Below are 13,145 nucleotides of genomic sequence, written 5' to 3'. Positions count from 1 at the left end.
ACGTGGCAACGCGCACCCGGATGGAATCGACGCATGATGATTCACCACGCTTCTTCTTCTCGGCTCGTCCGGCGCCGCCGCCTGTTCCTGGTTGGCACCCTTGTGCTGCTGGTACCCGCGGTGCTGGCCGCCTATTTCATCGCGGTGTTGGGCTCGTTTCCCGGGGCGACCACCCATCCGGGAGGAGGGGCCGCGGCGCGGATCATTGAACCCAGATTCACCCAGCCTCCCTTTGCCTTGGACGGAGCCAACGGCTATATCCGGCTGGGGGAGTCCCTGAGTCCCGAGCGTGCGGATCTTCCGGCGCTGACCAACCTGGATCCCGGACTTCTGAAGGCCGTGCGCTCGGCGGCACGGGATGCGCGACGGGCGGGGATCGAGCTCGGGGTGAATAGCGGCTGGCGTTCGGAGGCGTTGCAGGAGTGGATGCTCACGCAGGCGATCAAGGACTACGGCAGCGAAAGCGCAGCCCGCAGGTTTGTCTCAACCCCGGAGTCTTCTCGACACGTCAGCGGCGAGGCCGTGGACATCGGCCCCACGGATGCCGCCGCCTGGGTGGAACGGCACGGGAATCGGTATGGACTCTGCCGGATCTACGCGAATGAGCCCTGGCATTTCGAGCTGGCCACGACCCCCGGTGGCCCCTGCCCCGCGCTGCGCACCGACGCCTCCTAACCGGAGGTCCCCGGCGGCGAATGCAAGCGCGACACGCCACTATTCGGCCCGGATTTGCCCGAACCCTGGAACCTGCGTAAAGTAATACTCATCACCCCAAAGGTGCGGCTCGCTAGAGCGGCCGGCCTCAAGCGGGATCATCCCCATACTTCAACACGCCGGACTTGTTCTGTGCTTGGTTGTGTGGCAGGATTGAAACTCATCCGCTTCACGGATGCCCCACTCACAATCTGGTTCTTTATCGGTTGTGGAAGCGAGTTTGTGAAGTGGTGTGGTGATGTGGTCACCCCTAGTTAGAAGCCATGTTTTTTGTGTGGCGGATGTGGGGAGTGTGTGATCCTTGAGAACTCAACAGCGTGCACAATGTCAAATGCCAAAAACCTCGGCATCACTTTTAGTGATGTGGAGATTCCTTTGGAAACATTTTAAACAAAACAAAGCAAGTCAGTAATGATTTGTTCTGTCAGTTTCAAACTCGTGGTGTTCACTCTTTTTCCGGGTGTTCATCACAAACAAATGTCCCGTTTCTTTTGAGGCGTGGAGATAAACATTTACGGAGAGTTTGATCCTGGCTCAGGACGAACGCTGGCGGCGTGCTTAACACATGCAAGTCGAACGATGAAGCTGGAGCTTGCTCTGGTGGATTAGTGGCGAACGGGTGAGTAACACGTGAGTAACCTGCCCTCCACTCTGGGATAAGCGCTGGAAACGGCGTCTAATACCGGATATGAATCTCCACCGCATGGTGGGGGTTGGAAAGAATTTCGGTGGGGGATGGACTCGCGGCCTATCAGCTTGTTGGTGAGGTAATGGCTCACCAAGGCGACGACGGGTAGCCGGCCTGAGAGGGTGACCGGCCACACTGGGACTGAGACACGGCCCAGACTCCTACGGGAGGCAGCAGTGGGGAATATTGCACAATGGGCGCAAGCCTGATGCAGCAACGCCGCGTGAGGGATGACGGCCTTCGGGTTGTAAACCTCTTTTAGTAGGGAAGAAGCGAAAGTGACGGTACCTGCAGAAAAAGCACCGGCTAACTACGTGCCAGCAGCCGCGGTAATACGTAGGGTGCAAGCGTTGTCCGGAATTATTGGGCGTAAAGAGCTCGTAGGCGGTTTGTCGCGTCTGCTGTGAAATCCCGAGGCTCAACCTCGGGCCTGCAGTGGGTACGGGCAGACTAGAGTGCGGTAGGGGAGATTGGAATTCCTGGTGTAGCGGTGGAATGCGCAGATATCAGGAGGAACACCGATGGCGAAGGCAGATCTCTGGGCCGTAACTGACGCTGAGGAGCGAAAGGGTGGGGAGCAAACAGGCTTAGATACCCTGGTAGTCCACCCCGTAAACGTTGGGAACTAGATGTAGGGTCCATTCCACGGATTCTGTGTCGCAGCTAACGCATTAAGTTCCCCGCCTGGGGAGTACGGCCGCAAGGCTAAAACTCAAAGGAATTGACGGGGGCCCGCACAAGCGGCGGAGCATGCGGATTAATTCGATGCAACGCGAAGAACCTTACCAAGGCTTGACATATACCGGAAACGTCCAGAGATGGTCGCCCCGTAAGGTCGGTATACAGGTGGTGCATGGTTGTCGTCAGCTCGTGTCGTGAGATGTTGGGTTAAGTCCCGCAACGAGCGCAACCCTCGTTCTATGTTGCCAGCACGTAATGGTGGGAACTCATGGGATACTGCCGGGGTCAACTCGGAGGAAGGTGGGGATGACGTCAAATCATCATGCCCCTTATGTCTTGGGCTTCACGCATGCTACAATGGCCAGTACAATGGGCTGCGATACCGCAAGGTGGAGCGAATCCCAAAAAGCTGGTCCCAGTTCGGATTGAGGTCTGCAACTCGACCTCATGAAGTCGGAGTCGCTAGTAATCGCAGATCAGCAACGCTGCGGTGAATACGTTCCCGGGCCTTGTACACACCGCCCGTCAAGTCATGAAAGTCGGTAACACCCGACGCCGGTGGCCTAACCCCTTGTGGGAGGGAGCCGTCTAAGGTGGGATTGGTAATTAGGACTAAGTCGTAACAAGGTAGCCGTACCGGAAGGTGCGGCTGGATCACCTCCTTTCTAAGGAGCATCTGGCAACCATTGGTTGTCCAGGCGCCAGTTCTGAGCAAACGTCTCAGCTGGTAGCTCATGGGTGGAACATTTGATATTTCCGTGCTGAAAGCATGGTGTTGTTAGTACGCTTCTTTGGAAGTTGGAACAGAGCATTATGTGGAAGGTCGGGTGCACGTTGTTGGGTCCTGAGGGATCACTCAAGGCGGTAACGTCTTGTTGATACCTTCGGACCAAAGCTTGTGAGGCAGGAGTCGAACTTAGTGTTTGATGGTTTTACATGTTTTGGTATCGACCGTACGTTGAGAACTACACAGTGGACGCGAGCATCTTAAGAATTACATCTCTTCGGGGATGTGGTTCATGATAAAGATGATCTTTATAGATCATTGGTCAATTTCTGAAAAAGTTTACTTTTATTAGTTTTTTGATCGATTTTTATACTCATGTGATTTCAAATTTTTAAGAGCAAACGGTGGATGCCTTGGCATCTGGAGCCGAAGAAGGACGTAGTAATCTGCGATAAGCCTCGGGGAGCTGATAAACGAGCTGTGATCCGAGGATGTCCGAATGGGGAAACCCCGCCACGGGCTGCAAGGTTACGTGGTGACTCCCGCCTGAATATATAGGGCGGGTAGAGGGAACGTGGGGAAGTGAAACATCTCAGTACCCACAGGAAGAGAAAACAACAGTGATTCCGTTAGTAGTGGCGAGCGAACGCGGAAGAGGCTAAACCGGGCATGTGTGATAGCCGGCAGGCGTTGCATGTTCGGGGTTGCGGGACTTTCCGTAGTGATCTGCCGATCACTGAACATTAGAGAGCGGTATAGACGAATGGTCTTGAAAGGCCAGCCAGAGTGGGTGCCAGCCCCGTAGTCGAAATGCTGTAATCGTGTGGAGAGTATCCCAAGTAGCACGGGGCCCGAGAAATCCCGTGTGAATCTGTCAGGACCACCTGATAAGCCTAAATACTCCCAGATGACCGATAGCGGACAAGTACCGTGAGGGAAAGGTGAAAAGTACCCCGGGAGGGGAGTGAAATAGTACCTGAAACCGTTTGCTTACAAACCGTCGGAGCGCCCTTGTTGGTGTGACGGCGTGCCTTTTGAAGAATGAGCCTGCGAGTTAGTGATATGTGGCGAGGTTAACCCGTGTGGGGAAGCCGTAGCGAAAGCGAGTCTGAATAGGGCGATTCAGTCGCATGTCCTAGACCCGAAGCGAAGTGATCTATCCATGGCCAGGTTGAAGCGTGTGTAAGAGCACGTGGAGGACCGAACCCACTTAGGTTGAAAACTGAGGGGATGAGCTGTGGATAGGGGTGAAAGGCCAATCAAACTTCGTGATAGCTGGTTCTCTCCGAAATGCATTTAGGTGCAGCGTTGCGTGTTTCTTGCCGGAGGTAGAGCTACTGGATGGCCGATGGGCCTCACCAGGTTACTGACGTCAGCCAAACTCCGAATGCCGGTAAGTGAGAGCGCAGCAGTGAGACAGTGGGGGATAAGCTTCATTGTCGAGAGGGAAACAACCCAGACCACCATCTAAGGTCCCTAAGCGCGTGCTAAGTGGGAAAGGATGTGGAGTTGCAGAGACAACCAGGAGGTTGGCTTAGAAGCAGCCACCCTTGAAAGAGTGCGTAATAGCTCACTGGTCAAGTGATTCCGCGCCGACAATGTAACGGGGCTCAAGCACGCCACCGAAGTTGTGGCATTAATATTATGGTAGGCCTTCGTGGTCCAGCCGTATTGATGGGTAGGAGAGCGTCGTGTGGCCAGTGAAGCGGCGGTGTAAACCAGCCGTGGAGGCTACACGAGTGAGAATGCAGGCATGAGTAGCGAAAGACGGGTGAGAAACCCGTCCTCCGGAAGACCAAGGTTTCCAGGGCCAGGCTAATCCGCCCTGGGTAAGTCGGGACCTAAGGCGAGGCCGACAGGCGTAGTCGATGGACAACGGGTTGATATTCCCGTACCGGCGAAGAACCGCCCAAGCTAATCCAGTACTGCTAAACGTTTCGAAGCCGTTTTGATTGATCCCTTCGGGGTGAGACGAGGCGGGGACGCACGTGACCCGATCTGGTGCGGTTAGCGTATTAACAGGTGTGACGCAGGAAGGTAGTCGGTCCTAGGCGATGGTTGTCCTAGGCCAAGAGTGTAGGCCGAGAGATAGGCAAATCCGTCTCTCATATAAGGCTGAGACTTGATGGGGAACCCGTAAGGGTATGATCCGATGATCCTCTGCTGCCAAGAAAAGCATCGACGCGAGGTTCTAGCTGCCCGTACCCCAAACCAACTCAGGTGGTCAGGTAGAGAATACTAAGGAGATCGAGATAATCACGGTTAAGGAACTCGGCAAAATGCCCCCGTAACTTCGGGATAAGGGGGGCCTGGCGCGTGAACACTCTTGCAGTGGGTAGCGTGTTTGGGCCGCAGAGACCAGTGGGAAGCGACTGTTTACTAAAAACACAGGTCCGTGCTAAGACGCAAGTCGATGTATACGGACTGACGCCTGCCCGGTGCTGGAAGGTTAAGAGGAACGGTTAGCCGCAAGGCGAAGCTGAGAATTTAAGCCCCAGTAAACGGCGGTGGTAACTATAACCATCCTAAGGTAGCGAAATTCCTTGTCGGGTAAGTTCCGACCTGCACGAATGGCGTAACGACTTCCCAGCTGTCTCAACCGTGAACTCGGCGAAATTGCATTACGAGTAAAGATGCTCGTTACGCGCAGCAGGACGGAAAGACCCCGTGACCTTTACTACAGCTTGGTATTGGTGTTCGGTGTGGCTTGTGTAGGATAGGTGGGAGACGTTGAAGCGGACACGCTAGTGTTTGTGGAGTCGCTGGTGAAATACCACTCTGGTCATATTGGATATCTAACTTCGGACCGTGATCCGGTTCAGGGACAGTGCCTGGTGGGTAGTTTAACTGGGGCGGTTGCCTCCTAAAAAGTAACGGAGGCGCCCAAAGGTTCCCTCAATCTGGTTGGCAATCAGATGGCGAGTGTAAGTGCACAAGGGAGCTTGACTGTGAGACTGACAGGTCGAGCAGGGACGAAAGTCGGGACTAGTGATCCGGCAGTGGCTTGTGGAAGCGCTGTCGCTCAACGGATAAAAGGTACCTCGGGGATAACAGGCTGATCTTGCCCAAGAGTCCATATCGACGGCATGGTTTGGCACCTCGATGTCGGCTCGTCGCATCCTGGGGCTGGAGTAGGTCCCAAGGGTTGGGCTGTTCGCCCATTAAAGCGGTACGCGAGCTGGGTTTAGAACGTCGTGAGACAGTTCGGTCCCTATCCGCTGCGCGCGTAGGAAATTTGAGAGGATCTGACCCTAGTACGAGAGGACCGGGTTGGACGAACCTCTGGTGTGTCAGTTGTTCCGCCAGGAGCATTGCTGATTGGCTACGTTCGGGATGGATAACCGCTGAAAGCATCTAAGCGGGAAGCCGGCCTCGAGATGAGATTTCCATCCTTTTAGGGAGAGGCTCCCAGTAGACTACTGGGTTGATAGGCCGGATGTGGAAGCGAGGACTAAAGACTCGTGGAGCTGACCGGTACTAATAGGCCGATAATTTGATAATCATTACATGCACACTGTTTTTAAAGGTTGGTGTGTGTGGTCCAGAGTATGTTTCGCGTCCACTTTGTGGTTCTTGATGTATGAGTCGAGAACAATATAGCTGTCACAGGCTGCCTAACATGTTTGGGTGGTGTGTGATGGCCGTGTTGTTGGAGATATGTCAATAGTGTTTCGGTGGTTATAGCAAGAGGGAAACGCCCGGTTACATTCCGAACCCGGAAGCTAAGGCTCTTTGCGCTGATGGTACTGCAGGGGGGACCCTGTGGGAGAGTAAGTCACCGCCGGACTTCTTTTTAGAAAGCAAGGGCCGCCTCTCTGAGGCGGCCCTTTTGCTTTAACATGGATTAGAAACGCGCGAACAAAATAGCGAAGGAAGATAGATGTCTGAATCAGGTCCGGATAATTACACACGCCCCGAGGGTGGCTCCGGCGACTCGTCTTCCGACCGCCGTCCGCGCGCTCGCGCAGATAAGGACGCCGCCCGTTCGGCGGACCGTGCCGCAAGATTCAAGGCTCAGCGCGAAGGTGGTGCTGGTAGCGGTGCAAACCGCGACGCCCGCCCTGAGCGCGACGGACAGCGCCTTTCCGGCGACCGTCCTCAGCGTGATGGCAACCGCTCTTATGGTGACCGTCCCCAGCGTTCCTATGGCGATCGTCCCCAGGGTGATCGTCCTCAGCGCTCCTTTGGTGATCGTCCCCAGGGCGACCGTCCGCAGCGTGATGGTAACCGTTCCTACGGTGACCGTCCCCAGCATGATGGTAACCGCTCCTACGGTGACCGTCCCCAGCGCTCCTTTGGCGATCGTCCCCAGGGTGATCGTCCTCAGCGTGATGGTAACCGTTCCTACGGTGACCGTCCCCAGCGTGATGGTAACCGCTCCTACGGTGACCGTCCCCAGCGCTCCTTTGGCGATCGTCCGCAGGGCGACCGTCCGCAGCGTGATGGAAACCGTTCCTATGGCGACCGTCCCCAGCGCTCCTTCGGCGATCGTCCGCAGGGTGATCGTCCGCAGCGCGATGGCAACCGCTCGTACGGCGACCGCCCGCAGCGCTCCTTTGGCGATCGTCCGCAGGGTGATCGTCCGCAGCGTGATGGGAACCGCTCGTACGGTGATCGTCCCCAGGGTGACCGTCCCCAGCGCTCCTTCGGTGATCGTCCGCAGCGTGATGGTAACCGCTCGTACGGTGATCGTCCCCAGGGCGACCGTCCCCAGCGTGACGGTAACCGTTCCTACGGTGACCGTCCCCAGCGCTCCTATGGCGATCGTTCGCAGCGTGATGGCAACCGTTCCTTCGGGGATCGTCCCCAGGGTGACCGTCCGCAGCGTGATGGTAACCGTTCTTACGGTGACCGTCCCCAGCGCTCCTTTGGTGACCGTCCCCAGCGTGGGGGAGCGGGACGTAACGGTGGCGGCGAGAACCGGCTGTGGACGCGTGACGGGGCGCCGGCGCGCGGTGACCGCGATGCGAACCGCTACGAGGAGGAACTGACCGAGCAGCAGCGTCTGGCCAAGGAACTCAAGTCGGTTCGTACCCGGCATGAGGACCCGGAGATTCCCGAGGGCATCACCGAGGACCAGCTGGACCGTCACTCGCGCAACGAGCTGAAGACCCTGACCAAGGAGAACGCGGAGTGGGTGGCACGCCACCTGATCATGGCCGCCGGTCTGCTGGAGCACAACGCCGAGCTGGCTCACCAGCACGCCACCTCCGCCGCGCGTCGCGCCGGCCGTATCGGCGTGGTCCGTGAGACCCTCGCCGTGACCGCCTACAGCGTCGGTGACTACCAGCTGGCCCTGCGCGAGCTGCGGACCTTCCGTCGCATCACCGGATCCAACGAGAACATCGCACTGATGGTCGACTGCGAGCGCGCCCTCGAGCGTCCCGACCGCGCCCTTGAGGAGGGTCGGACCGTTGATCCGTCGACCCTGACCCCCGAGGCGCGTGTGGCCCTGGCCATCGCGATGTCCGGCGCACGCCTTGACCAGAACAAGCCCGAGCTGGCCCTGGCCGAGCTGCAGATTCCCGAGCTCGACCCGAACCGCGCGTTCGACTGGAGCCCGGATCTGTTCTCTGCCTACGCCGAGGTCCTGGGCGACCTCGACCGAGACAAGGAAGCCGCCACCTGGCGTAAGCGCGCGCGGATCGCCACCGAGGCAATCGACGAACGTTACAACCTCAGTGGTGCCGAGACCATCGACATCACCACGATCTACGAGGACTTCGCGACCGACCTGCACGCGGACGAGGACGAGGAGCAGCTCGACTCCGAGGATTCCGAAACATCCAGCACGGACGCTCAGGCGGATGCCGAAACTGAAGCCGAAGGTGCTGCCGAGGCCAACACTGTCGCCGACGCCGCTGCCGTAGTGGAAGCCGAGGTTGAAGCAGAGGTCGCCGCCGAGGAAGCGGTTGTTGCCGAAGCCGACGTCATCACCGAGGTGGCTGCGGAAGCACAGGCAGACGCGGAAGCTGCCGCCGAAGCAAACACCGTTGCCGAAGCCGCCGTCGCGGTCGAATCCGAGGTTGAGGCAGAGGTTGCCGCCGAGGAAGCGGTAGTGACCGAGGCCGAAGCCGCCATCGAGGCCGCCGAGTCGGCGGAGCAGACCGATGGTGCAAACGCCGCTTCGGAGCAGGCTGACAGCGCGGACGCTGCTGCTGAGCAGACTGACAGCGCGACCTCCGGTGCCGACCAGGCCGATACGGCGAAGACCACTGCTGAGCAGGGCGACGCCGCGCACCCCGCTGCGGAATAGGCCGATAGCTCACACACGGGTGATGGGGCACCCTCCGAGGGGGTACTCTCGGAGGGTGCCAGCACCTCGGCGGCAGCGGACCGGTGGTCCGCCCGTGCCGTCGAAATCGAGGAGGAGAACACCGATGGTCGTACCGTTTCTGCGTCGTAAGCAGCCGTTGACAACCCCGCTGACCGGCCGTGACGCGGTCTTCGCGGACCTGGACGGCGTTGTGTACGCCGGTCCCGGTCCGATCCCGCACGCGGTTGAGTCGCTCAACCGCGCGGCGCAATCGGTGCGGGTGGGTTACATCACCAACAACGCCTCTCGGACCGACGCCACCGTCGCGGCACACCTCACCGAGCTGGGCCTGAGTGTCCAGCCCTCGGACGTGGTCACCAGCCCGCAGGCGGCGATGACCCTGCTGGGCACGCTGGTCGAGCCGGGATCCACGATCCTCGTGGTGGGCGGCGATGGCCTGGTGGATGAACTCACCAAGGCCGGTTACGTGGTCACCCGAACCGCGGCGGACAACCCGGTCGCCGTGGTGCAGGGTTTTGCCCCGGACGTGGCCTGGACGCACCTGGCCGAGGCCGCGTTCACCCTCGCCCCGCGCGAGGGCGAGGACGAGCTGCCGTGGATCGCCACCAACACCGACTGGACCATTCCCCAGGCCCGCGGCATCGCCCCGGGTAACGGAACCCTGGTTTCGGCCGTGCACACCGCGGTGGGTCGCTTGGCCACCGTCGCCGGCAAGCCCGAGGTGCCGATCTTCATCGAGGCGAAGAACCGCTTCGGCGTGACCAACCCGATCATGATCGGCGACCGCCTGGACACCGACATCCTCGGTGCCAACCGTGCGGGAATCGACTCGGTTCTGGTGCTCACCGGAATCGACCGTCCCAAGCACGTCCTGGCGGCACCGCGCGACTCGCAGCCGACCTACATTCTGGGCGACCTGCGCGAACTGCACGAGCCCTATCCGGAAACCGAGTTCAGCAAGGACGGTCTGACCGCCACCGTCGAGGACGCGGTCATCTCGATCCGTGGCAACGACATCGTGATCGTCAAGGAGGGTACCAGCGCGCTCAACCGCCTGCGTGCCGCCGCCGCTGTCATCTGGAAGTCGGAGCGTGCGGTGTGGGGCTTCGAGGTCCCCGAGCGCCTGTACCTGGATGATGTGACCGCAGGCTAACTCTCGGCACAACAAGAGCAAACCCGTCTCCCCGCGAGGGCGACGGGTTTCTTTTTGCCCAAAAGTAGGTTAATAAGGTTGCCCTAACCTAAGATAGGGGATGCTAACTCGTGTTCCGTCTGTCGGGGCCGGTTTGCATTCCCCCACACTCAACTCGGAAAGAGTCCTTCGTGAAAACTCTTCATCGAGCGCTTGGTGTCGCCCCGCTGATTGGCGCGCTCGCGCTGGCCTCGTTGCTCGGAGCCGGTCCCGCCCACGCGGCCCCGGACAACACCCGCTCCTACTCGTATGTTTCCTCGGTCGCCGCCGGTAACCAGGCTCGCCAGTTTGCCCTGGATGAGCGCAACGGCGCCCTGTATGTCCCCACCGATAACGGCGATGGTCAGCCCGGTGCGCTGACGCGGGTGGGCTCGGCAGCGTTTACGGCCGAGACGCCGATCCCGCTGGAATCCGCCGCCACGCGCGTGGCCGTGGATCCGGCAACCAACACCGCGTTTGTGGCGCGTGATGATCTCAACGGCGGCTGGGACTTCGCCCTCACCGGTTCCCTGGACGTGATTGATCTCGCCACCGGGACGGTGACCAAGACCATCCACGGCGTCCCCACCACCACGGACTCGATCGTCTACTACCCGCGCACCAACACGGTCTACGCGATGTCGAACGACTACGTGGTGCCGATCGATCCCGCCGCGGGAACCGTGGGCACCCCGGTGGAGATCTCCACCGTGGCCGACACCTACTTCACCAACGCGGTCATCGATCCGGCACACGATCGGCTCTGGGCGGGGAACCGCACCAAGGGGACCATCGAGGCCTTCGATCTGCGCACCAACACCTGGCTCAAGGATCAGTCGATCCCGGTGACTACGTTCACGTTCGACGGGACCGTGGTGGGTGGATCGCTCGCCGCCCTGGCCATCGACCCGGCCCTGAACCAGATCTATGCGGTCCTCAACCCCAATAGCAAGGGCGTGTGGAACGCGGGCCTGGGCAAGCTCGTGGTGGCCAATACGCAGACCCGGCAGGTCCTGGGCACCCCGATCCAGGTGGGCAAAACCTCGCGGGCGGCGGCGGTGGATACCCGCAGCCACGAGGTCTATGTGACCAGCAGCGAGGACTCCGCACTGACCGTGATCAGCCCGGACACCTGGACCGCCAAGACCGCGGTGGACTTCGTTCAGGCCGGGATCGTGTCGGGCTACGGTACCGGACCGGCAAACCTCTGGGGCGTGGCCACCGACCCGACCAATAACGCGGTGTTCGTCTCACACCCGTACTCCAAGACTCCGCTGAGCAGCACCCAGTCGGCGATCTCCAAGGTGGCCGTATCGGGCGCACTTCCCGCCGTGACGACTCTCGCCCCCGCCCCGGGACAGGGCGACACTCAGCCGAGCACCCCTCCGGTGGTCAACCCGGTTTTTAGCGGGCCGAAGGCACCCGCTCTGGCCAAGGGGCCGGACGGTGCGGTGGAAATCACGGCGAACAGCCTCACCTGGGATATCTCCGCGTATGCGAGCGCCTGGGAAACCCACCCGTACGGCGAGGTGCGCGTGAGTGACAAGAACGCGTTCACCTTTTCTTCGGGGACCGGCTGGAGCGACCCGAAGACCGGTGCCGCGCAGATCGGCTGGGGCGACGCGATCGAGTATCGCCCCTACCCGGGACTCGCCCCCGATGTGTTCCTCACCTTCGCCAACCCGTACCTGGTGCGTAACGCAGACGGGAGCGGCGCGCTGAGCTTCGATGTGGCCTGGGGGGAGTCCAAGGCCAACGTTTCCGCGGGGTATAAGCGGGTCACCCTGGCCACCTTCACCGATCTGAGCCTGAGCGTTCAGGGGGACGGATCCACCGCGATCTCGGGCACACCCGTCTATGTGGGCCGCGTGTACCAGGCGCCGGGACAGGCGGCCTCGCCCAACTCGTTCCCCAAGTCGTTCATTGATTACCTCGACCCGGCGCTGCGCGGATGGTGGATGACCACCTCGGCCTCCGCCGAGGGTAACGCGCGCAAGGTGCCCAACCCGATCGCCGGTACCTTTACCGCGACCGCTAAGCCTTCCGAGGCGAATGGTCCCGCCGTCGATGGGGGAGAGGTGGTGGTGACGCCGACGCCGGAGCCGTCCACCGGGCCCTCGACTGATCCCTCGACCGGGCCGTCGACCGAGCCGTCCACTGGGCCGTCGACTGCGCCTTCTACCGATCCGTCCACCGAACCCACGACGGGGCCCTCGACTGGACCCACGACGGAGCCCTCGACCGCGCCGAGCACGGACCCGTCCGCCGTCCCCTCGATCGATCCGGGCACCCCGGATAACCGCACCGTCGTGCCCGTAACCATCGGCAGTTCCGCGGCCGTGGCCGGCGGCAGCGTGCACCTACGGGCATCCGGATTCGCGGCGGGGGAGACGGTCGAAATCTGGCTGCACTCGACCCCGGTGCGTCTGGCTACCGTCACTGCGGATGCGCGGGGCCTGGTTGAGGCCACCGTGACGATCCCCGCCACCACGCCGCCCGGTGCCCACACCCTCAAGCTGGAGGGCACAACCGCCCGCGGCGAGGTACCGGTCACGGTTTCGGCGGCGCTGTCGACCGGTGATGTCGCCCCCGTCTCGGCCGGTCCCGGCCAGCTCTCGCAGACCGGTGCCAATATCGCCGGGGTGCTCATCGCCGGCAGCGTGCTGCTGCTCCTGGGGCTGGGCTTTGTGCTCAAGCGCCGCCGCGAGGAGGGGGTCTAGCCCCTTTCTCTGGTCGGGGCCCGTGCACGCGATCGGCGTGACGGGCCCCGGCTTTTCGGGTTTTGGAAGGCGATTTTCTCCGAGAAATAGGTTAACAAGGCATCCCTAACCTAAGCTAGGTAAGGCTAGCCTGATCAACAGTGACTGTGGTCGGGCGATGCTCCTTC

The 13,145-nt window shown here is 60.6% G+C and carries 4 protein-coding genes and 3 rRNA genes; all 7 read left to right on the top strand.

The genetic code is table 11. The annotated features are described in order from the left end of the window. Positions 1-33: 33 nt before the first annotated feature. The 7 genes from C7C57_RS11950 to C7C57_RS11920 all read left to right on the top strand — a co-directional run bounded on the left by C7C57_RS11950 (position 34) and on the right by C7C57_RS11920 (position 12,978). On the top strand, positions 34-675 hold the full coding sequence (locus C7C57_RS11950) for a M15 family metallopeptidase (protein WP_223144748.1): 642 nt from the start codon (positions 34-36) through the stop codon (positions 673-675). A gap of 550 nt (positions 676-1,225) precedes the next feature. Then, positions 1,226-2,748, top strand: a 16S ribosomal RNA gene (locus C7C57_RS11945). A gap of 443 nt (positions 2,749-3,191) precedes the next feature. Then, positions 3,192-6,311, top strand: a 23S ribosomal RNA gene (locus C7C57_RS11940). A gap of 169 nt (positions 6,312-6,480) precedes the next feature. Then, positions 6,481-6,597, top strand: a 5S ribosomal RNA gene (gene rrf / locus C7C57_RS11935). The 16S, 23S and 5S rRNA genes sit together here, the layout of an rRNA operon. A 93-nt stretch (positions 6,598-6,690) precedes the next feature. Then, on the top strand, positions 6,691-9,066 hold the full coding sequence (locus tag C7C57_RS11930; RefSeq protein ID WP_187976595.1) for a primosomal protein: 2,376 nt from the start codon (positions 6,691-6,693) through the stop codon (positions 9,064-9,066). A gap of 124 nt (positions 9,067-9,190) precedes the next feature. Continuing rightward, positions 9,191-10,240, top strand: a complete 1,050-nt coding sequence (locus C7C57_RS11925; RefSeq protein ID WP_187976594.1) for an HAD-IIA family hydrolase — start codon at positions 9,191-9,193, stop codon at positions 10,238-10,240. 170 nt (positions 10,241-10,410) lie between these two features. Continuing rightward, on the top strand, positions 10,411-12,978 hold the full coding sequence (locus tag C7C57_RS11920) for an HtaA domain-containing protein (protein WP_187976593.1): 2,568 nt from the start codon (positions 10,411-10,413) through the stop codon (positions 12,976-12,978). The last annotated feature ends 167 nt before the right edge of the window (positions 12,979-13,145 follow it).

Source organism: Mycetocola sp. JXN-3, from assembly GCF_014522285.1.
Lineage (GTDB): Bacteria > Actinomycetota > Actinomycetes > Actinomycetales > Microbacteriaceae > Mycetocola > Mycetocola saprophilus.
The sequence above is the reverse complement of the archived record's forward strand: the minus strand, read 5'-3'. Positions and strand labels throughout refer to the sequence as shown.